The sequence below is a fragment of the Streptomyces sp. NPDC059816 genome (genome assembly GCF_042732055.1).
Classification (GTDB): Bacteria; Actinomycetota; Actinomycetes; order Streptomycetales; family Streptomycetaceae; genus Streptomyces.
Genome location: NZ_JBHWIQ010000016.1, coordinates 25,641 through 44,625, shown reverse-complemented (window position 1 = coordinate 44,625; position 18,985 = coordinate 25,641). Strand labels below are relative to the sequence as shown.

The 18,985-nt window shown below is 71.3% G+C and carries 21 protein-coding genes and 1 pseudogene; 15 read left to right on the top strand and 7 right to left on the bottom strand.

The window, feature by feature from the left end; genetic code table 11:
* Window positions 1–30: 30 nt before the first annotated feature.
* Window positions 31–447 (bottom strand): annotated as a pseudogene (locus ACFV88_RS21465) (DUF1062 domain-containing protein); the annotation flags it as partial.
* 428 nt (window positions 448–875) lie between these two features.
* Between ACFV88_RS21465 and ACFV88_RS21460 the strand changes: the two are divergent.
* From ACFV88_RS21460 to ACFV88_RS21430, 7 genes are all read left to right on the top strand, one after another.
* Window positions 876–1,025 carry a hypothetical protein gene (locus ACFV88_RS21460; protein WP_385493291.1) on the top strand — a complete coding sequence of 50 codons (150 nt, stop codon included), beginning with the start codon at window positions 876–878 and terminating at the stop codon, window positions 1,023–1,025.
* A gap of 41 nt (window positions 1,026–1,066) precedes the next feature.
* A complete protein-coding gene (locus tag ACFV88_RS21455) occupies window positions 1,067–1,600 on the top strand; it encodes an RNA polymerase sigma factor (RefSeq protein WP_385493290.1) in 534 nt (177 codons plus the stop codon).
* Complete coding sequence (locus ACFV88_RS21450) at window positions 1,593–2,426, top strand: hypothetical protein (RefSeq protein ID WP_385493289.1); 834 nt, start codon at window positions 1,593–1,595, stop codon at window positions 2,424–2,426. Before ACFV88_RS21455 ends, ACFV88_RS21450 begins: the two co-directional genes overlap by 8 nt.
* A 260-nt stretch (window positions 2,427–2,686) precedes the next feature.
* Entirely contained in the window at window positions 2,687–3,061 is a 375-nt protein-coding gene (locus ACFV88_RS21445; RefSeq protein ID WP_385493288.1) for a 6-carboxytetrahydropterin synthase, read from the top strand.
* Window positions 3,062–3,144: 83 nt separating this feature from the next.
* Window positions 3,145–3,603 (top strand): MarR family winged helix-turn-helix transcriptional regulator, encoded by a 459-nt coding sequence (locus ACFV88_RS21440; RefSeq protein WP_385493287.1) that lies wholly within the window; start codon window positions 3,145–3,147, stop codon window positions 3,601–3,603.
* A 208-nt stretch (window positions 3,604–3,811) separates the two neighbouring features.
* Window positions 3,812–4,459, top strand: coding sequence for an isochorismatase family protein (locus ACFV88_RS21435; protein WP_385493286.1), 648 nt, complete (start codon window positions 3,812–3,814; stop codon window positions 4,457–4,459).
* Window positions 4,460–4,619: 160 nt separating this feature from the next.
* Window positions 4,620–5,729 carry a WD40 repeat domain-containing protein gene (locus tag ACFV88_RS21430; RefSeq protein ID WP_385493285.1) on the top strand — a complete coding sequence of 370 codons (1,110 nt, stop codon included), beginning with the start codon at window positions 4,620–4,622 and terminating at the stop codon, window positions 5,727–5,729.
* A gap of 77 nt (window positions 5,730–5,806) precedes the next feature.
* Here the strand turns inward: ACFV88_RS21430 and ACFV88_RS21425 are convergent, their stop codons facing one another.
* The gene (locus ACFV88_RS21425) at window positions 5,807–6,241 is read right to left on the bottom strand and encodes a cold-shock protein (RefSeq protein WP_385493284.1); all 435 of its coding nucleotides are present in this window, start codon (window positions 6,239–6,241) and stop codon (window positions 5,807–5,809) included.
* Window positions 6,242–6,513: 272 nt separating this feature from the next.
* Between ACFV88_RS21425 and ACFV88_RS21420 the strand changes: the two genes are divergently transcribed.
* Window positions 6,514–8,217, top strand: coding sequence for a bifunctional serine/threonine-protein kinase/glutamate ABC transporter substrate-binding protein (locus ACFV88_RS21420; RefSeq protein ID WP_385493441.1), 1,704 nt, complete (start codon window positions 6,514–6,516; stop codon window positions 8,215–8,217).
* 16 nt (window positions 8,218–8,233) lie between these two features.
* On the opposite strand, the gene ACFV88_RS21415 is transcribed toward ACFV88_RS21420, so the two are convergent.
* The 3 genes from ACFV88_RS21415 to ACFV88_RS21405 form a co-directional block, all read right to left on the bottom strand.
* Entirely contained in the window at window positions 8,234–8,845 is a 612-nt protein-coding gene (locus ACFV88_RS21415; protein WP_385493283.1) for a disulfide bond formation protein DsbA, read from the bottom strand.
* Between the two features lie 88 nt (window positions 8,846–8,933).
* On the bottom strand, window positions 8,934–9,581 hold the full coding sequence (locus tag ACFV88_RS21410) for a nitroreductase family protein (protein ID WP_385493282.1): 648 nt from the start codon (window positions 9,579–9,581) through the stop codon (window positions 8,934–8,936).
* Window positions 9,582–9,635: 54 nt separating this feature from the next.
* The gene (locus tag ACFV88_RS21405; RefSeq protein WP_385493281.1) at window positions 9,636–10,997 is read right to left on the bottom strand and encodes an MFS transporter; all 1,362 of its coding nucleotides are present in this window, start codon (window positions 10,995–10,997) and stop codon (window positions 9,636–9,638) included.
* A 143-nt stretch (window positions 10,998–11,140) separates the two neighbouring features.
* Here ACFV88_RS21405 and ACFV88_RS21400 point away from each other — a divergent pair, with 143 nt between their 5' ends.
* Window positions 11,141–11,605 (top strand): MarR family winged helix-turn-helix transcriptional regulator, encoded by a 465-nt coding sequence (locus ACFV88_RS21400; RefSeq protein WP_385493280.1) that lies wholly within the window; start codon window positions 11,141–11,143, stop codon window positions 11,603–11,605.
* 81 nt (window positions 11,606–11,686) lie between these two features.
* On the opposite strand, the gene ACFV88_RS21395 is transcribed toward ACFV88_RS21400, so the two are convergent.
* A complete protein-coding gene (locus ACFV88_RS21395) occupies window positions 11,687–12,508 on the bottom strand; it encodes an NmrA family NAD(P)-binding protein (RefSeq protein ID WP_385493279.1) in 822 nt (273 codons plus the stop codon).
* A gap of 168 nt (window positions 12,509–12,676) precedes the next feature.
* On the opposite strand from ACFV88_RS21395, the gene ACFV88_RS21390 reads away from it, so the two are divergent.
* The 6 genes from ACFV88_RS21390 (at window position 12,677) to ACFV88_RS21365 (ending at window position 18,070) form a co-directional block, all read left to right on the top strand.
* Complete coding sequence (locus ACFV88_RS21390) at window positions 12,677–13,519, top strand: aldo/keto reductase (RefSeq protein ID WP_385493277.1); 843 nt, start codon at window positions 12,677–12,679, stop codon at window positions 13,517–13,519.
* Window positions 13,520–13,642: 123 nt separating this feature from the next.
* Complete coding sequence (locus tag ACFV88_RS21385; protein WP_385493276.1) at window positions 13,643–14,044, top strand: hypothetical protein; 402 nt, start codon at window positions 13,643–13,645, stop codon at window positions 14,042–14,044.
* A gap of 214 nt (window positions 14,045–14,258) precedes the next feature.
* On the top strand, window positions 14,259–15,239 hold the full coding sequence (locus ACFV88_RS21380; protein WP_385493440.1) for an ABC transporter substrate-binding protein: 981 nt from the start codon (window positions 14,259–14,261) through the stop codon (window positions 15,237–15,239).
* 80 nt (window positions 15,240–15,319) lie between these two features.
* A complete protein-coding gene (locus tag ACFV88_RS21375) occupies window positions 15,320–16,282 on the top strand; it encodes an ABC transporter permease (RefSeq protein WP_385493275.1) in 963 nt (320 codons plus the stop codon).
* The gene (locus tag ACFV88_RS21370) at window positions 16,275–17,315 is read left to right on the top strand and encodes an iron chelate uptake ABC transporter family permease subunit (protein ID WP_385493274.1); all 1,041 of its coding nucleotides are present in this window, start codon (window positions 16,275–16,277) and stop codon (window positions 17,313–17,315) included. Before ACFV88_RS21375 ends, ACFV88_RS21370 begins: the two co-directional genes overlap by 8 nt.
* The gene (locus tag ACFV88_RS21365) at window positions 17,312–18,070 is read left to right on the top strand and encodes an ABC transporter ATP-binding protein (RefSeq protein ID WP_385493273.1); all 759 of its coding nucleotides are present in this window, start codon (window positions 17,312–17,314) and stop codon (window positions 18,068–18,070) included. Before ACFV88_RS21370 ends, ACFV88_RS21365 begins: the two co-directional genes overlap by 4 nt.
* Here the strand turns inward: ACFV88_RS21365 and ACFV88_RS21360 are convergent.
* Complete coding sequence (locus ACFV88_RS21360; protein WP_385493272.1) at window positions 18,061–18,978, bottom strand: helix-turn-helix domain-containing protein; 918 nt, start codon at window positions 18,976–18,978, stop codon at window positions 18,061–18,063. The two genes, ACFV88_RS21365 and ACFV88_RS21360, sit on opposite strands and share 10 nt — an antisense overlap.
* Window positions 18,979–18,985 lie beyond the last annotated feature (7 nt).

The following is an 18,985-nucleotide window of genomic DNA, read 5'->3' as shown; positions in this document are numbered from 1 at the left end:
ACGGCCGGACGGGCCCCTGGGCGGAACGGCTCAGTGTTTGAGCAGGAAGGTGAAGTCGTGGGAGAGCTTGCCGCTCAGGCGAACCGTCGACACGAGCTTCCCCACGGCGATCAGCCGCTCGACCTCGGCTCGCGGAAGACCGAAGCCTTCGGCGATCAGTCGTACCGGCCGCACGGGTATCCGTGCGGCGAAGCGGACCGCGACCTCGATCGCCTCGCCCTCCGGCGCCTCGCCCTCCGGTCGATCCGGCCCGCTGCCGTCGAGGCGCCAGGCGCCGTCCCAGCCGAGGGCGAGGCGATTACGCCGCAGTACGGCGGGGTCCTGGAGCAACTCGGCTGTCAGGGCCGCATCGTTGACGTGCAGCAGGTTCAGGAGGTCGGGGCGTACGGAACGCACGTTGACCCGTTCCAGCACGGTGATCTTGGTGGTGTCCCCGCACTCGGTGCACCGGCGGCAGCACGGTAGCGGCTCACGAGGGTGCGGTTCCACGGGATTTCGGGCGGGCGAGGCAGCCCCGCGAGCGGAACGGCCGCCTCCTCTGACTGTGATTCAGATCACTCCCTCATTGGAAGGGAAAGTGAGTGAACATTGCGCAAACGCACCGGAGTTGCCCGGGCCGTCCGCCGACCGGCTGGTCGGAGCCCGGGCATCCGAGGGGCGGCGAAGATCAACGTTGCAGGGCAAACCCCGGATGCCGATCAGTAATGGGCAAAACCCGGAAGATCCCCATGGCAAATTCGAATTGCCTTTGCACACCTCGCTGTTCAGATCAGTCCTGCATGGTGACGTGCGCAGTGCAGCGCACCCCCGACGGACGACTCCAGGGCGAACAGGGAGCGACCGCCGGTCGACAGGTGAGGGGAACAGAACCGTTCATGACCACGAGACTTGCCGCGGACACCAGCAGGGCGGCCGACCCGGTCGCGGTGCCGCGACCTCGCACCACGGCCCCGCTCCACGAGGCCGCACCGGCGGGCGGCGTGACCCACGCCGGCCGTGACCGGGACGGAGGGGAAGGCCGGTGATACAGAACCACGGCCCCCGTACCCCTCGACGCGTCACGCCGATGCCCCAGCCCCCGCCGATCGACTTCTCGGCGTTCCACCAGATGCACCGCCCGTCCTACCTCCGCTACGCACGCGCCTTCCTGCGCAACCACGCGGACGCGGAGGAGGCCGTCGACGCCACCTTCGAGCGACTGCTGACCAAATGGGCCCAGGTCCTGAGCAGCGACAACCCCGACCGGTACGCCTGGGCCGTGCTGCGCAACCACGTCGCCGACCACCTGCGGCGCGGACACCGGCACGTCCAGCCCCTCGACGAGGCGGCCTTCGACACGGTCGCCCTGCGCACCAGCATCGACCGCTTCGCCCAGCTGGAGGAATCCCTCACCCTCATGGGGGCCGTACGCCAACTGCCCGAACGCCAACAGGACGTCACCGTCCTGCGCTACCTCCTCGACCTGCCCACCGACCGCATCGCCTACGAACTCGGCATCTCCCAGGCAGCCGTGCGCTCCAGCGACCGGCACGCCCGGCGCAGGTTGCGGGAGATACTGGGCCCCGACCGCTCCACCATGGGGGGAGGCTCCGATGCGTGACGACCTACTGGACCGCTTGTCCCGGGCCCGTCTCGTCGACGACGGGCCCTGCACCCGTGCGGAGATCGCCGCCGCCGAGGCGCGGATCGTGGCCCGCGCCATCGACCGGTCCGGTACCGCGGCGGCGGATACCTGCGCCACCCGGACGGACGACGACCGACGGGCCGCCTCCGGCCAGTTGACCACCCTGTGCGAGACGGTCGTCACCCACGCCGCGTTCGACCGGCTGGAGGAGTTCCTCGCCCAGGCGATGCCCGAACCGGACGGGGCGCTGCTCCTCGGGTGCTTACTGCAACTGACCGACGGCGACGAGGCCGCCCGGTTCTGGTGGCAGTACGCGGCCGGAGCGGGGGAGCGCACCGCCGGGTACTGCCTCTACCTGCACCACCTGTCCCTCGGCGAGGTCGCGCCGGCCAGCTGGTGGTACGTCCAGCAGAAGGCTCCGGCCCGGTCGGCGGAACCCGTCCGCGAGCCGGCCGCCCGGCTGCCCACCGAACTGTCCGAGGTGCTGCGCGACCTCGGGGCGGCGGACGCCAGTCTGGACACCACCCTCCGCGTCCTGAACGCGCTCCGGGTCAGGGCGGGTTGGCGGGTGCCCGCGATGGTCTGCGCGGTGTTGGACTACATACCCGCCGCAGTGGCCTGGGTCGACGAGGACGTCGAACTCCCGCTGCCGGAACCGGGGTTCACCGAACGCATCCGCAGATTGACCGGTGAATCGCCCCGGTCCGACGACGCCACCCGCGGGGAGTCCGACCTCCCGGCCCGGCCCCGGTCCCTGCCCGGTGGCATCGCCTCGGCGGCCCGCCGGCGGTGCGCCCGGTAGCCCCCGGCGCCCGGTGCGGCCAGGTCGAGTGCCCCCCCGTCCACGACAGCTCCGTCCCGATGGCCCACCCGGACTCCTCCCCGGCGACGGGCCCGGGCCGGGACTGGTCCGGACGGGCGGCGGCCAGTCGCCTGATCACCCGGCCGACGTCGTGCCACTGGTCCTGCACGGGTCGGTCGTGGCAGCGTGGTCGGGTCAACTCGCCGAGGACGGCGGGACGTCCCCGGCCGCGGCCGGTTACGGAAGGGATGGAGCGCCCGATGGCGGCAGGTACCGAGACGGCGTACTTCAGCGCGACGCACACGGAGCGTGATCTCCCGCCCGGCCATCCCTGCGCAGGCGTGGCGCACAGTCACCTGTGGACCGTCACCCTGGAGGCCGTGTCCCCGAACGGTTCCGCCGAGGACCTGACCGACCGGGACCGGGCCGGGTGCGCCGAGTTCGCCGCATGGGCCCAGCGATGTCTGGACGGCACCCATCTCAATGCCGTCGCCGTCGAGCTGTGCCACCGGGCGGGCCCCGAGGAGCTGGCCCGCTGGGTGTACCGGCAGTGGTCGGCCCGGCTGCCGGTGCGGGAGGTCCGGGTCCAGGGCCCGTACAGCGGGAGCTACGGCGCCGCGGTCCTCGCCTCCTGACCGAGCGGCCCCCCGGACACTCAGGCGCCCCCCGGCCTCCCGTCTGCGAGGATGATGCGTACGCAAGCAAGGAGGAGGCAGCAGTGTCGGGTGCGGAGCCGGTGGTGTCCCGGGGGTTCAAGGTCGGGGTGTGGCGGGCCTACATGGAGGTCCACAACGAGGTGCTGTCCGCCATCGAACGGGAGTTGGCGCAGCGGCACCGGCTGTCCGTCAGCGAGTTCGACGTCCTGGTGAACATCCCGCTGGACGGGACCCGGCTCAAGGACCTCAAGCAGCGGGTCGTCCTCACCCAGAGCGCGATCAGCCGTCTCTTCGACCGCCTCGCCGAACGGGGCCTGGTGTTCCGCAGCCCGCTGGCCGAGGACCAGCGCGGGGCGGTGGTCAAGCTGACGGAGGAGGGGCGCAAGGTGCTGCGCGCCGCCGTCCGCACCAACACCGAGGTGGTGGAGCGGACCTTCGCCGGCAAGCTGTCCACCGAGGAGCTGCGCGCGCTGCACGGCATCGTGACCCGGCTGAAGGGGACGGACGCCCCCGACGCCTGACGCCCCCGACGCCTGCCCCCCGACCTCTGGCACGTCCGACGCTCGGCAGGTCCACCGCGTGACGCGCCGTGTGTGACCCAGATCACCCAGCGATGTCGATCGACCGCGGGAATGACTGCCCACCCTTCAGGGTTATGGTGCTTGCGCAAGCAACAAAAAGCGCCAAGCCGGGACCGCATCGGCGGCCCCACCCAAGGAACGGGACACCATGAGCAGCAACAGCTACCTCACCCACCGCCTGACCCCCGAGAACACCGGGATCCTGCTGGTCGACCACCAGGCGGGCCTGATCCTCGGCGTGCAGGACCACGACCAGAACGAGGTCCGCCGCAACGCCCAGGCCCTCGCCCGCACGGCCAAGGTCTTCGGCCTCCCCGTCGTCGCCACCACCTCCGCCCCGCAGGGACCCAACGGCCCCCTCCTGCCCGAACTGGTCGCCGAGCTGCCCGAGGGCGCCCCGATCATCCACCGCAGCGGCGAGGTCGACGCCTTCGACGACCCGAGGTTCGACGAGGCCGTTCGGGCCATGAACCGGCCCAACCTCGTCATCGCCGGTGTGATCACGGACGTCTGCTTGATGTTCGCCTCGCTGTCCGCCCTCGGTCGCGGCTACCAGGTCCACTCGGTGACGGACGCCTCCGGCACCACGAACAAGCTGGCCCGTGAGACCTCGCTGCTCCGCCTCCAGAACGCGGGCGCGACCCTCAACAGCACGGTCGGGGTCATCTCCGAGCTGCTGCGCGACTGGAAGAACCCCGGCGGCCCCGGCACCGCCGACATCTTCAGCAACCTGGCCATGCCGTTCTACGGCGCGGTGATGGCCAGCCACTCCTCTGCGAGCGGCAACCAGGGCTGAACCCGACGCCCGGCGCCTTCCCGCACGGCCGACGAAGTCCGTACGGGAAGCGCCGGGCCGCCCGCCTTCGCATCCACTGCGAGTCGGCGGGTTGCCCAAATCCCTCCAGGGGCACTACACATGACGTCACGTCAGACCTGCTGAGGGAGTAGCGACCGTAGTGGCCAACCCGAATTTGCTGCAAGGGGCGCACGTACTGGCCTTCCGGATCTTCCGGGTACGCCTGCTCTGGGCCCTGATCCTGGCGCTGGCCCTGTTCCGCGTGCTCACCGTGACCCAGGCCGTGCTCGGCGCACTGGGCGTCGCGGTCGCGCTGATGGTCGTCCGGTGGCGCATCCGAAAGGCCTTGGCGCCGAACTTCAGTGCCGTGTGCCGGGTCCCGGCGCCCGGCCGGACGCTCCTCGCCTACGCCGGCGCACAGCGGGTGATCCGGGTCGGCGACCCGGCCACCGGGAACGTCCACCGGATGCTCTGGGGCCACCGGGGATGGGTGAACGCCCTGTGCGCGGTCGAGATCGACGACCGGACCCTGCTGGCCTCCGGCGGGAACGACCGCACGGTACGCCTGTGGGACCCGGACACCGGGGAACAGGTCGCCGTCCTCCAGGGCGCCCGAGCCGCGGTGGTCGGCGTGTGCCGCGCCCGGTCCGGCGGCCGGTCCCTGGTGGTGGGCGGCGCCCAGGACGGCACCCTCCATGTGTGGCGACCGGACACGGGTGAGATCGTCCACTCCCTGCCGTCCGGGGCCGGCGAGATCCTGAGCGTCTGCGCGGTGGAGTCCGAGGGGCGGGAACTCTTCGCCTCCGCCCATGCGGACGGCACGGTACGCCTGTGGGACCCGGACGCGGGCCGGCAGGTCCGGGTCCTCACCGGACACCAGGGCTGGCCCAACGCCCTGTGCCCGATCCGGACCGCCGACGGCGTTCTGCTCGCCTCGGCCGGCGCCGACCAGACGGTACGACTCTGGAACCCCGCCACCGGCGAACAAGTGCGCTCGATGCGGGACGACTTCGGCTGGCTGCACGCGCTGTGCGAGGTCACCGTCGACGGCCGTCCCCTCCTCGCCTCCGGCGGCGACGGCCCCGGGGTGAAGCTCTGGGACCCGGACACCGGGGAACACCTCGGCACCGTCGGCGGGGCCGCCCACCTCTTCGGACCGTTCGGCTGCGGCTGGGTCCGCACGCTGTGCCAGATCGAGGTCGACGGCGTCCCCCGGATCGCGACCGGCGGGTACGACAAGCGGGTGGAGACCTGGCACCTCACGACCTGACGGTGCCCGGCCGGCGGTACGACGCACGTCGGGCCGGGTGCGGAGAACCGCACCCGGCCCGACGGCACCGCGATCGATCAGCCCTCGGTCCAGCCGTGGTTCTTGCCGAACTGGAGCAGGCCGCGCCGGATCTGGAGGATCTGGTCCCCGGTCAACGAGGGCGCCGAGGACAGCAGCACCTCGGTGACGTCATGGACGAACTCCTCAGCCGTGAGCACGTCGCACAGCGTGTCGTCGTCCACCTGGACCTGGCGGGTGACACCCGAACCGGACGACCCTGCGCTGCGCAGAGGGGCCGGGACGACCGCTCCCTCGGCGAGCCGCACGTCCGAGGCCTTCGGACCGCGCTCCCCCTCCTCGATCACGAACTCGACCGTGAGCCCCGGGCGCATCTGCTGCTCCGGGATCAGTAGGTCATTGACGTGTACGAAAACGTCCTCGCCGCCGTTGTCGGGCGCGATGAACCCGTACCCGCGCAAACCGTCGAAACGCACCACATTACCGGCAACCATGCCGTCACCCCCACAGAAGACCGGGCCACGTGCCCGGGCGAACACCACAGGTGAGGGAGCGTACGCGAGTGGCGGCGACGTGTACACAGAGCGCGGGAGAACCGGGTGTGCGCACCCCACCCGTGTGGCAGAGTCGAGCGCGGCGCCGACCGGGCCCGCCCGGCACGGCGCCGACCCGGTCCGGAGGCGTTCCGCGGGGGCGATGAGGGGGCCATGTGGCGCGGGTGATCGACGACCGCTTCGAACTGCTGGACCGGCTCGGTGGTGGAGGCATGGGCTTGGTGTGGCGGGCGCGTGACCTGGCCCTCCACCGTGAGGTGGCGCTCAAGGAGGTGCGTCCGCCCGACCCCGCGCTCGCCGCCCATGACCCGGGCATCGCCCGCGTCCGGCGCGCCCGGGTGCTCCGCGAGGCCCGGGCGCTCGCCCGCATCGTGCACCCGCACGTGGTCACCATCCACCACATCGTGGACGGCGGCGAGGACACGTATCCGTGGCTCGTGATGGAACTCGTCACCGGCGGCTCGCTCCAGGACCGCTTCGACCGCGGCCCCCTCGCCCCCGCCGAGGCGGCCGGCATCGGCCGCGGTGTCCTGGCGGGACTGCGGGCGGCGCACGCGGCGGACATCCAGCACCGGGACATCAAGCCGCCCAACATCCTGCTGCGGCCCGACGGGAGCCCGGTCCTCACCGACTTCGGCATCGCGGCCGTCACCGGCGCCACCGTGCTCACCGCCGCCGACTCCTTCATCGGCACCCCCGACTACATGGCGCCCGAACGGGTCGCGGGCGAGGACGGCGGCCCCGCCGCCGACCTCTGGTCGCTCGCCATGACGCTGTACGTCGCCGTCGAGGGGCACCATCCGCTGCGGCGCGGCAGCACCCTGGCCACCCTCGCGGCGGTGCTCAGCGAGGACGTACCGCCGCCGCGCGCCGCCGGAGCGCTGACCGAGGCCCTGACCTCCGTACTCGTGCGGGACCCGTCGCAGCGACCCGACGCGGCAGCGCTGGACCGGATGTTGGCCACGGCACAGCACGCTCCTACGGTGGCCCCCGCAGAGGATCGCGCGACCTACCAGTTGATCCCGCCCCGGTCGACCGCACGCCCTTCGGCGCAGGCCGCGGAGCAGGGGCCGCCGTCCGCGGTCCGGCGCAGGCCGGCGCTGCTCTACGCCTCGGCGCTCGGCGCCACCGCACTGGCCGGCGCCCTGCTGTGGGCGCAGTTACCCCTGGGCGGGGGCGGGACGGAGGGCGAGAAGCCACCCGAGTCCAGCCACCGGCAGATCAACATCGGCATCAAGACGGACCAGCCCGGCATCGGATTCCGTGAGCCGGACGCAGACCCCACCGGCTTCGACGTGGACACGGCCAAGTACATCGCCGAGGAACTGGGCTACGCGCCGGACGAGATCACGTGGGTGAGCCTGTCCGGCGCCGAGCGTGAAGAGTCGCTCCAGGACCGCTCGGTCGACCTGGTCGTCGCCGCAATCACCATCAGCGAGAAGCGGGAGGAGGTCGTCGACTTCGCGGGGCCGTACCTGATCGCCCACCAGGACGTGCTGACCCGCGCCGACGACCCCTCCATCAGCTCGGCATCGGCCCTCAACGGCAAGAAGATCTGCTCGGTGACCGGCTCCACCTCCGCGCGGAACATGGAGACGCAGATCGCCCCCGGGGCGCAGGTCGTGACCCGCCCGGACCACGACGACTGCCTCACGGACCTGGCACAGGGGATCGTGGACGCGGTCACCTCCGACGACGTGCTCCTCGCCGGATACGCTGCCGAGACACCGGACGCCTTCCGGCTCGGCGGCTTCCGGCTGACCGAGGAGCGTTACGGCGTCGGCCTCCCGAAGGACAGCCCCCACAAGCCGAGGGTTCAGGCCGCGTTGAAGGAGATGGTAAACGACGGATACTGGGAGGAGTCGTTGAAGAGGAACCTCCCGCTGCTGACGACGGCCACCCGGCCGTCCCTCTGAGCGGGACCGCGCCCGCTCAGTCGAACCGGGGCCCGTCGGGGTACGCGCGCTTCAACTCGTGGAACCCGGGAACCCCCGCCAACAGCAGGTAGCCATCCCACAGGCGTCCCGCGGCCTCTCCGGTGGGGGCCGGTGAGACGACCGGGCCGAAGAACCCGGTGCGTCGACCGTCCGCCCCGGTGACCGCCAGCACGGGGGTGCCCACGTCGGGACCGACCAGCGCCATGGCCTCGGCGTGCGAGGAGCGGACGGCCCCGTCGTACGCGGTGGACCAGGCCGCGTCGGCGAGCTCCGGGGGCAGGCCGGCGTCGGTGAGGGCGCCCGCGAGGTTCCCCCAGTCCCCGTGCAGATGGAACCGGTCACCCATCGCGGTGAACAACGCGCCGAGCGCCTGCGGCCCGTACTGCTGCTCGGCCGCGGCGCACACCCGTACGGACGCCCACAGGTAGTCCCCCCAGTCGCCCTCCGGGTCGTCGTCCCGGTGTTCGTTGAGCACCGACAGGCTCATCACCCGCCAGCGGACGGTCACCGGGCGCACCCGGCCCACCTCCACCAACCAACGCGAGGTGATCCACGTGTAGGGACAGACCGGGTCGAACCAGAAGTCGACGGTGCGCGGTTCGGTCATCCGAGCGGCTCCTCGTGTTCCGGGACGGCCCCCGCGGCCCCCTGCCGAGGCTACCGCCGCGCTGCACGCCCCACCGTGCCGGGCGCGGTCACCACCGGTCCCAGTGCAGGACCTGGTCGCGGGGGACCCGACGGGCCGGCTTGAAGTCGGTTCCCAGGGTGAAGGCCAGCGGAATGAACGCGGCCAGCATCACCTCCTCGTACGGCACCCCGAGGGCGTCGGCGAGTTCCTCCTCCAACGGCCCCTGCGCCGTCGTCCAGACGGTGCCCAGCCCGCGCGCCCGTGCGGCGAGCATGAAGCTCCACACCGCCGGCAGGATCGACCCCCAGGTGCCGGACTGGTCGAGGACGGAGGCGTGGTCGGTGCGTCCCTCGATCGCCGGGATGACGAACGCGGGTACGCGGTGGACGTTCTCGTAGAGGTGCCGCAGGCCTTCCGAGATCCGTTCCATGGAGTCGGGGTGGGCGTACATGCGTTGCACGTCCCGTTCGGTCAGCGGTTGCCCGCTCGCGGTGGTCAGTGCCCGGCGGAAGATGTCCCCGACCGCGCGACGCCGCTGCGGATCGGTGACGACGACGAAGTGCCAGCGCTGTCGGTTGCGGCCGGTCGGTGCCTGCGTCGCCAGGTCCACGCACTCCTCGATCAGGGTGCGCGGGACCGGGCGGTCCAGGTCGAGCCGCTTGCGCACGGCGCGGGTGGTCGACAGCAGCTCGTCGGGGGTGAGTTCCAGGGTCATGGTCGTCTCCTCGGTGATGCGCCGGTCGGTGCCGGCGCGGGTGGTGGCGGCCGGTCAGCCGGCGGCCCGGGCCCCGGTGGGAGTGGTGCGGACCCGCAGGCCGAAGTGCGCCAGTGCCGCTCCGAGCAGGGAGAAGCCGCCGGCCGCGAGGAAGGCGAGCCGGTAGCCGTCGGGGCCCGGACCGCCCGTGGCGAGCAGCGAGGCCAGCACGGCCACCCCGATGCCGGCGCCGATCTGCACGGACGAGGTGATCAACCCGGACGCCAGGCCCTGTTGTTCGTCGGGCAGGGCGCCGACGGCCGCGATGTTGAGGCTGGGGAAGGAGAGCCCGTTGCCCACCCCGTGCACCAGGAGCGCCGGTAGGAGCACGGAGGCGTAGTCGGCCTCGGCGTCGGCCCGGAGGAAGAGCAGGATGCCGGCGGCCTGGACCAGCATCCCCACCGCCGCCGTCCGTCCGAGTCCCCAGCGGTCGATCAGTCGTCCGGCGAAGCGGGCGGTCACCACGATGGCCAGCCCCATCGGGACGATGCCCAGGCCGGTCGACAGGGCCCCGTAACCCTGCACTTGTTGAAGGTGCAGGACGGCGGCGAACTGCCAGCCGATCGTCGCGCAGGCCCAGGCCGCTGCGGCCAGGTTGGCGGTGGCCAGGGTGCGCGACCGGAACACCCGCAGCGGGACCAGAGGGAGTCGCTGCCGGTGCTCGACCGCCACGAAGGCGACCAGGAACAGGGCGGCGAGCACACCCGCCCCGCCACTGGTCTCGGTCAGCGCGTACACCAGGAGCAGCACTCCCGCGGTGACGGTGGCCGCCCCCGCCACGTCGAAGCGCCGGGCCTCGGCGGGGATCGGTCCGTCCTTCGGCAGCACCCTCGGTGCGAGGAGCAGGACCAGCAGGGCGATCGGCACCGGGACGAAGAACACCAGCCGCCAACTGACCTCGGTCAGCAGCCCGGAGGCGACGAGCCCGCCGCTGTACCCGGTGGCGCCGGCCAACGCGTAGGCGCCCAGCGCGCGGTTGCGCCCGGCGCCCTCGGTGAACGTGGTGGTGATCAGGGACAGGGCGGCGGGGGCGGTCAGCGCGGCGGCCAGCCCCTTGACCACCCGTGTGACGACCAGTGACCACCCCTCGGAGAGGAGTCCCCCGGCCAGGCTCGCGCCCGCGAAGACCGCCAGGGACAGCAGGAACACCCGGCGACGGCCCAGGAGGTCCGCCACCCGGCCGCCCAGCAGCAGGAAACCGCCGTAGGTGACCGCGTACCCGGACACGAGCCATTGCAGCGTCCCCTCGGACAGGGACAGGTCCCGTCCCACGGCGGGCAGGGCCACCCCCATCAGCGACAGGTCCATCGCGTCCAGGAACACCGCGGTACACAGCAGGGTCAGGACCGCCCGCTCGTTGCCGCCGGGTCCGTTCATGGTCGACCTCCATCTGAGCGCCAATCATCTGCGGGAAGATGATTGGCGATCATACGAAGATGACGCGTGGCGCGCAAACGATCTGTGGACAGACGGTTCCTGGTAGGGTCGCCGCGAACGGGGAGCACAGGAGGAGAGACCGCATGGTGCCCAGGACCGCGGACCGCGCGCAGGTCGCCTACTTCCCGAGGCTCGCCGCCCAGCGGTTGGACATCGCGCTGTGCCGGGCCTCCGCGGCGGTGGCCCGGGCCGCCGACGCCCGGGCGAACGAACTCGGCCTCGGAGTCGGGCACCACCTGGTGCTCAAGATGCTCGCGGAGGTCGGCCCCTGTTCGCAGCGCGTCCTCAGCGACGAACTGCGCATCGACCGCAGCGTCATGGTCGGCCTCTGCGACACCCTGGAGCAGGCCGGCCACGTACGGCGCGAGCGGGACGCCGAGGACCGTCGCGCCTACGCCGTCACCCTCACCGACCCGGGGCGCGAGGTGCTGGCCCGCGCCGAAGGCGCCCTCCCCGGATTCCTGGACGGCACCTTCCAAGCGCTCGATCCCGAAGAGCGCGAGCAACTCTCCTTCCTCCTGCGCAAGTTGCTTCAGATCCACCCCTGAGCGGGTGCGCCGCCCCGGCGCACCCGGCTGTGGGCCCCGAAGCGGCGCCGCGGGGCGCCCCGGGAGTGCGGGGTCTGGTCGTCAGCCGCCGAAGGCGGCCCGGTTCTCCCGGACCCACCGGGCGAAGGTGCGGGCCGGCCTGCCGGTGACCTCTTCCACGGTGGGCAGCGCGGTGCGACCGGCCGCCGGCGGCCGGGTCCGCATCATCACGAAGAACGCGATGTCCTCCTCGGAGAAACCCTGTTCGCGCCAGCCGGTGACGATCTCGTCCCTGCTCAACTCGACGTACCGGACGTCACGTCCCAGCACCTCGGAGATCACCCGCACCTTCTCCGGTGCCGTCAACGCCTCGGGGCCGGTCAGCCAGTACTCCTTCCCGGCGTGTCCCTGGGTGGTCAGGGCCGTGGCCGCCACCGAAGCGATGTCCGCCTCGTGCACCATCGCACTCTCGATGTCCGGGAACCCCTCGCGGACGACGCCCTCCGTCCGCACCGACTCGCCCCACTCCAGGGCGTTCGACATGAACTCCACCGGCGCGAGGTACGTGTACTCCATGCCGCTCGCTTCGACGGCCGCGTCCAACTCCGTCTTCTCCGTGCCGCCCTTGAGGACGGTCACCCGGCGCACGCCGGCCCGCACCGCGGCGCCCACGATCTCCGCCCCGTTGCCCAACGGGGCGTAGTCGTCGCCGAAGCTGATCAGGTGGGCCGCCGTCATCCCGGTGAAGACCCCGGGCAGGCCGGCCGTGACGGACAGGTTCCCGGCCACCACCTCCGCACCGTCCGGAAGGTTCGCCCGCCGGGGGTCACGGGTCAGGGCGCGGACCCGGTGGCCGGCGGTGAGCAGTTGTTCCACCAGGGGGCGGCCCACCTTGCCGGTGGCGCCGGAGACAACGATGGTCATGAGGGATCTCCTTAGGTCGTGCCGCCCACGCTAGAAGCAGTTGCGGACAGGTCGTGTCCGCGACCGGCGCCGGGGTCCACGGGACCCGATCCGCACCCGCCTGAATCCCCCTTCTCCATCAACTCCGTTGATAGCGTGGGCTCTTGACCGAGAGGACCAACGCGGCACATGACATCCACCACGTATCGCATCGGCGGGGACCTGGAAGTACGACGCCTCGGCTTCGGGGCCATGCACCTGTCGACGGAGCCGGGCCCGGACCGGGACGCCTCGCTCGCCGTCGCCCGCAGGGCCGTCGAACTCGGCGTCACCCTGATCGACACCGCGCACCTGTACGGCGAAGGGGCCAACGAGGAACTGTTGGCCGAGGCCCTGCACCCGTACCCGGACGGACTGCTCCTCACCACCAAGATCGGCGTCGCCCGGACCGGGCCCGGAGGGGACTGGAAGTACGACGGACGCCCGACCGTCCTGCGTGAGCAGGTGGAGCAGGCGCTGCGCCGACTGCGCGTCGAACGGATCGAACTGCTGCAACTGCACCGCATCGACCCAAAGACACCGCTCGCCGAGCAACTCGGCACCCTGCGCGAGCTACGGACCGAGGGCAAGATCGGCCGCATCGGGCTGTCCGAGGTGACGGTCGCCGAGCTCGACCGGGCGCGGCAGGTCGTCGACATCGCGAGCGTGCAGAACCGCTACAACCTGCTCGACCGCGAGCACGAGCCCGTGCTCACCGCCTGCGAGGCGGCGGGCATCGCGTTCCTGCCCTGGCGCACGGTCGCCTGGGGCGACTCCGGGAAGCACGCCGAGGTCGCCGCGGTGGCGGCCGAGCTCGACGCCACGCCCACCCAGGTGGCCCTGGCCTGGCTGCTCGGCCGCTCCCCGGTCGTCCTCCCGATCCCGGGCACCTCCAAGATCGCCCACCTGGAGGAGAACCTCGCCGCGGAACGGCTGGTGCTGTCCCCGGCCCACCGCACCCGTCTCGACCGACTGGCCTCCCCGACCGACTGAGGGCGCGAACGGGGACACCTGGACGCCGGAGCACCCGAGCACCGGAGCCTGACCCGAAGTCGGCGTCCCGGCGCGGCGGTCGACGCCCGTGCCGGTGTCAGTGGCGGCTGCGACGCTGGCGCCATGCACCCGTTGACCCTGCTCGACCTCGACCGGGCCCTGCGCGACAGCTGGGCCGCCGACACCTGTTCGCCCGACGACCTGGCGGACTGGCAGCCGCAGAACCCGGCCTGCGGGCACTGTGACATCACGTCCCTGATCGTCAACGACGTCTTCGGCGGTGACCTCCTCTGCGGCGAGGTCGCCCTCGAAGACGGGACCCCGCGCGGTTACCACTGGTGGAACCGGCTGCCCAGCGGGGTGGAACTCGACCTGACGCGTGAGCAGTTCCGCAACGGTCAGACCGTCACCGTCCCCCGCGTCATCGTCCGCCCGCCGGGCCCGCTGCCCCGCCGCTGGGACGACTACCTCCTGCTGCGCGAGCGCGTCGGCAGGCACCTGGGTCCGCTGCCGGAACCCGTCTGAGTCGACGGCGCCACCACGCCGAAGTCGGGTCGCCCTTCGCCCGATTTCCAGCTCTTTATGGGGACGTAGCTGGTCGTGGCGCCCCTTAGGGGGGAGGTGGGGGAGAAGTGGGATGAGGTTAGGTTAGGCTAAGTGAAGTTTTGAATCTTCGCAGCCGCATCGCCGGGCGATGCGGCTGCCTATGTGGTCCTGGGAGTCGTTCGTCGTGCGTTCCATGCGTTTCCGCCAGTCCATCGTGGTGACCAGCGCGGTCCTGTGTGCAGGTGTGGTGCTGAGTGCCTGTGGAGAGTCCGGCGGGGGCTCCGACTCGGGCAAGAGCGAGGGTGACGTCACCGTCACGACCGCGAAGGGCGAGCTGAAGGTTCCCCTGAAGCCCGCCAAGGTCGCCGCGCTCGACAACACCTCGTTCGCGACGCTCAAGGCGTTCGGCGTGAAGCCCGTCGCGGTGCCGAAGGCGCTGCTGCCGAACGAGGGCTTCGAGGACTGGAAAAACGATTCTTCTATCAAGGACGTGGGCACCCACCGCGAGCCCAAGTTCGAAGAGCTGAACGCCGCCGAGCCGAACCTGATCATCGGCGGCTACCGGTTCACCGACCACCACGACAAGCTGTCCAAGATCGCCAAGACGGTGGACGTCGCCCCGTCCGACGAGGCGAAGGGCGGCTACGTCGCCTCGCTGAAGACCCAGACCGAGACCCTCGGCAAGATCTTCGGCCAGGAGGCCAAGGCCAAGGAGATCGTCGCGGCCCTGAACAAGGCCGAGAAGTCGGCTGCCGACGCCACCAAGGGCGAGACCGTGTTCCTCGCGGTCGCCAGCGCCGGCAAGATCGACAACGGTGCCAGCCGCATCGGCCGCCTCGCCGAGCCGCTGAACCTGAAGAACGTGATCAGCGCCGAGGGCGAGGACAGCACCTCCGTGCACAACGACTCCGGGCTCGCCCCCGAGACGGTCGCCAAGCTCAACCCCGACTGGGTCATCATGCTGGACCGGGACGCGGCCGTGGGCACCGAGGACGGCTCCGAGGCCGTTGCCGCGAAGAAGGTCGTGGACGGCATGGAGGCGTGGGACAAGACCACCTTCCGCAAGCAGGACCAGGTCGTCTACCTGGCGAGCGACTTCTACGTGACCGAGGGCGCCCAGGCGTACACCGAGGCGTTCGACATGGTGGCGACCGCGTTCAACGCGGCCGGCTGACACTCCACCGCGACGCGGCCCCGGCCTTCCCCCGGGGCCGCGTCGTCCCCTTCCCCCGGCCCATTCATCCCGGAAGCCCCATGCGCCGACTTCCCCTGCTCCTGGCCACGCTCTGCGTGCTCGCCCTGATCACGGCCTCGCTGTTCATCGGTGGGTACGACATCGATCTGCGCGCCCTGTTCACCGACCCCGAAGCCCGGCGGATGTTCCTGATCTCCCGGGTCCCGCGCACGCTCGCCCTGGTACTCGCCGCCGCCGCGATGGCGGTCTCCGGCGTGATCATGCAGATGCTTGTGCAGAATCGTTTCGTCGAGCCCACGACCACGGGCACCAGCGAATGGGCGGCCCTGGGCGTCCTCCTGCTCACGATCACCGTGCCGGCCGCGTCGCCGATGGTGAAGATGGGCGCCGCCAGTGCGTTCGCCTTCGTCGGTGCGGTCGTCTTCCTGTTCGTCCTCGGCCGGATCGCGCTCAAATCGCAGGTCATCGTGCCGATCGTCGGCATCATGCTGGGCGCCCTGGTGAGCGCGGTGACGCTGTACATCGCCTCGTCCACCAATCTGCTCCAGATGCTCGCCACCTGGCGCTCGGGCGGATTCAGCTCGGTGGTGCGCGGCACCTACGAGCCGTTGTGGGTGGTCGGCGCCATCGTCATCGGCCTGTACCTGGCGGCCGACCGCTTCACCATCGCCGGACTCGGCCGGGACACCGCCACCAGCCTGGGCCTGCCCTACCGGCGCATCATGTTCATCGGGCTCGTCATGGTCGCCCTCGCCACCGGCGTGACCACGGTCGTCGTCGGGTTCATCCCCTTCCTGGGGCTGATCGTGCCGAACCTGGTCTCGATGGCACGCGGCGACGACGTCCGCAGCAACCTGCCGTGGGTGGTGCTCAGCAGCGTCGCCCTGATGATCGCCTGCGATCTCGTCGGGCGGGTCGTCGTCTTCCCCCTGGAGATCCCGGCGACGGTGGTGCTCGGGGCCGTCGGTGCGGTCGTCTTCGTCGCGATGATCCTGCGTCAGCGAGGGAAGGTCCATGTCTGAGAGTCCCCCACAGACCGCGCCCCCGGTGGGCGCCGCCGCCGGCGACCGTCGCCCGGCGAAGGCCGCCCCACCCGCCCGGCCGAAGCTGCCCGCCGCCGCCCGGCTGGCCATCGCGGGCGTGCTCGCCGCCATTGCGGTGTTCTGCTTCCTCTTCCTCTTCATCAAGGGGTCCTTCGACTTCGCCTTCGAGCGGCGTCTGACCATGCTGGGCACGATGACGGTGGTCGCGTTCGCGCAGGCGGTGGGCACGGTGGTGTTCCAGACCATCACCCACAACCGCATCCTGACCCCCTCGATCATGGGGTTCGACTCCGTCTACATCCTGATGCAGACCCTGCTGGTGTCGGTCTTCGGGGGAAGCGTGCTCGCCGCGACGGACGGCATGCCGAAGCTGATCACCCAGACCCTGTTGATGGTCGGCTTCACGATGCTGCTGTTCGGCTGGCTCTTCAACGGGCGCAAGGGCAGCATCCACGTCCTGCTGCTGGTCGGCGTGGTGCTGGGGCTCGCCTTCCGGAGCCTGTCGGACTTCCTCCAACGGCTGCTGTCACCCGCCGAGTACGACGTGCTGTCGGCGCGGTTGTTCGGCCGGCTCAGCAGCGCCGAGGCGGAGTACCTGCCCCTGGCGGGCGGCGTGTGCCTGATCGTCGGCGCCATCGTCTGGCAGCGCCGCTACCGGCTCGACACCCTGCTGCTCGGTCGGGACGCCGCCACGAACCTGGGCATCGCGCACAAGCGCGAGCTTTCGTTGCTGCTGCTGCTGATCTCCCTGCTGGTCGCGATGTCGACCGCGCTCGCGGGGCCCATGACCTTCTTCGGCTTCGTCACGGCGATGCTCGCCTACCAGATGTCGGGCACCCACCGGCACGTCATCGTGCTGCCGATGGCGTTCCTGATCGGGCTGATCACCCTGGCGGGCGGGCAGTTCGTCATGGAACACGTCTTCTACGCCTCCGGCATGCTCACCGTCGTCATCGAGTTCCTCGGCGGGGCGATCTTCCTCGTCCACCTGCTCAGGAAGGGCACCCTGTGATCGAGTTCACCGACATCCGCAAGACGTACGGCGACGACACCGTGCTCGGTCCGGTGTCCGGGCAGATCCCGGCGGGCGGCATCACCTCGCTGGTCGGCCCCAACGGGGCCGGCAAGTCCACCCTGCTGACCATCATCGGTCGGCTCGCCGAGCCGACCTCGGGCACGGTGACCGTCGACGGCCTCGACGTGCACCGCGCCAAGTCGCAGGACGTGGCCCGGACCCTGTCCATCCTGCGCCAGGAGAACCACTTCACCGCCCGGGTGACGGTGCGGGAACTGGTCTCCTTCGGACGCTTCCCGCACAGCCGCGGACGGCTGACCCCCGAGTGCGTCGCCCAGGTGGACGACGCGTTGGACTTCCTGCACCTCGGCGACCTCCAGCACCGCTACCTCGACCAGCTCTCCGGCGGCCAGCGCCAGCGTGCCTACGTGGCGATGGTGTTGGCCCAGGACACCCGGTACGTGCTGCTCGACGAGCCGCTCAACAACCTCGACATGAAGCACTCCGTGCGGATGATGAGCCAGTTGCGGCGCGCGGCGGACGAACTCGGCAAGACCGTGGTCCTGATCGTGCACGACATCAACTTCGCCGCCACCTACTCCGACCGGATCATCGCCCTGCGCGACGGCCGGATCGCGGCCTCCGACACCGTGGACGCGATGATGCGGGCCGAGGTGCTCACCGAGGTGTTCGACACTCCCGTGCAGGTCCACGAGGTCGACGGGAAGCGGACCGCCGTCTACTACCGGTGAGACCCCGGTCCCCGGGTCGCACCGCTGCGGACGGCGACCCGGAAGTCGCTCGGGGTCTGCCCGGTGCGGTGGTGGAAGAACTTGCTGAAGTGCGTGGGGCTGGGGAAGCCCAACCGGTCGGCGATGCGGGACGCGGGTTCGTCGCTGTGGGCGAGGAGGCGCTTGGCCTCCAGGACGACCCGACGGTCGATGAACTCCTTGGCGCCGGTTCCGGTGGCGGCCAGGGCGGCCCGGGACAGGGTGCGGGGCGAGTAGCCGAGCAGGCCCGCGTAGTCCGCCACCCGCCGGGTGCGCGCGAAGTGCTCCTCGACCGCGTTGCGGAACCGCAGATGGGTCTCGTCGGGTCCGGGGGAGGGGGCGTCGTCGGCTCCGTCGAGGTGGGACAGCCGCAGCACGAGGACGGCCAGGAGATGGCGCAGCGTCGCCGTGTGCACCGCCAGCGGCAGGTGCCCGAAGGAGCGGAACTCCTGGTCGAGGTGGGCCACGGCCAGGTCCAGGGCCGGTACGTCCGCGGTGGCGGGGGTGCGGACGGCGGGGCCGTGGACGTCGTCCAGCCGGGCACCGACCGCGGTGGCCCCGTCCAGGAAGTCCTGCTGGAAGAGGACGAGGGCGCCGTCCGCCCCGGTGAGGTCACCCCACTGCTGGACCTGACCCGGGCGCACCCACAGCCAGGACCCGCGTCGCAGGGTGTGCGCGGTGAAGTCCACGGTGTGCCGCAGGGTGCCCGAGGCGACGGTGAGCAGGTGGTGGAAGCCGACGCGTTGCGGCGCCGTGAGACGGTCCGGACCGGCGCGGGCGCGCAGCTCGGCCAGGGACAGGACCTCGATGCCGGGGGGAGTCCCGGCCGGTGCGGCGAAGGACACCTCCGCAATGCCGGCTGTACCGGCCTGTCGGTTTTTGGCCATCATGAGTCCC

What these genes read in the sequence shown, in the direction of transcription:
- ACFV88_RS21450 (WP_385493289.1), top strand. Translation starts at nt 1,593, where the DNA reads ATGCGTGACGACCTACTGGACCGCTTGTCCCGGGCCCGTCTCGTCGAC.
- ACFV88_RS21420 (WP_385493441.1), top strand. Translation starts at nt 6,514, where the DNA reads ATGGGCTTGGTGTGGCGGGCGCGTGACCTGGCCCTCCACCGTGAGGTG.
- ACFV88_RS21410 (WP_385493282.1), bottom strand. Translation starts at nt 9,581, where the DNA reads ATGACCCTGGAACTCACCCCCGACGAGCTGCTGTCGACCACCCGCGCC.
- ACFV88_RS21395 (WP_385493279.1), bottom strand. Translation starts at nt 12,508, where the DNA reads ATGACCATCGTTGTCTCCGGCGCCACCGGCAAGGTGGGCCGCCCCCTG.
- ACFV88_RS21460 (WP_385493291.1), top strand. Translation starts at nt 876, where the DNA reads ATGACCACGAGACTTGCCGCGGACACCAGCAGGGCGGCCGACCCGGTC.
- ACFV88_RS21435 (WP_385493286.1), top strand. Translation starts at nt 3,812, where the DNA reads ATGAGCAGCAACAGCTACCTCACCCACCGCCTGACCCCCGAGAACACC.
- ACFV88_RS21400 (WP_385493280.1), top strand. Translation starts at nt 11,141, where the DNA reads ATGGTGCCCAGGACCGCGGACCGCGCGCAGGTCGCCTACTTCCCGAGG.
- ACFV88_RS21380 (WP_385493440.1), top strand. Translation starts at nt 14,259, where the DNA reads ATGCGTTTCCGCCAGTCCATCGTGGTGACCAGCGCGGTCCTGTGTGCA.
- ACFV88_RS21370 (WP_385493274.1), top strand. Translation starts at nt 16,275, where the DNA reads ATGTCTGAGAGTCCCCCACAGACCGCGCCCCCGGTGGGCGCCGCCGCC.
- ACFV88_RS21390 (WP_385493277.1), top strand. Translation starts at nt 12,677, where the DNA reads ATGACATCCACCACGTATCGCATCGGCGGGGACCTGGAAGTACGACGC.
- ACFV88_RS21375 (WP_385493275.1), top strand. Translation starts at nt 15,320, where the DNA reads ATGCGCCGACTTCCCCTGCTCCTGGCCACGCTCTGCGTGCTCGCCCTG.
- ACFV88_RS21445 (WP_385493288.1), top strand. Translation starts at nt 2,687, where the DNA reads ATGGCGGCAGGTACCGAGACGGCGTACTTCAGCGCGACGCACACGGAG.
- ACFV88_RS21455 (WP_385493290.1), top strand. Translation starts at nt 1,067, where the DNA reads ATGCCCCAGCCCCCGCCGATCGACTTCTCGGCGTTCCACCAGATGCAC.
- ACFV88_RS21385 (WP_385493276.1), top strand. Translation starts at nt 13,643, where the DNA reads ATGCACCCGTTGACCCTGCTCGACCTCGACCGGGCCCTGCGCGACAGC.
- ACFV88_RS21425 (WP_385493284.1), bottom strand. Translation starts at nt 6,241, where the DNA reads ATGGTTGCCGGTAATGTGGTGCGTTTCGACGGTTTGCGCGGGTACGGG.
- ACFV88_RS21360 (WP_385493272.1), bottom strand. Translation starts at nt 18,978, where the DNA reads ATGATGGCCAAAAACCGACAGGCCGGTACAGCCGGCATTGCGGAGGTG.
- ACFV88_RS21415 (WP_385493283.1), bottom strand. Translation starts at nt 8,845, where the DNA reads ATGACCGAACCGCGCACCGTCGACTTCTGGTTCGACCCGGTCTGTCCC.
- ACFV88_RS21405 (WP_385493281.1), bottom strand. Translation starts at nt 10,997, where the DNA reads ATGAACGGACCCGGCGGCAACGAGCGGGCGGTCCTGACCCTGCTGTGT.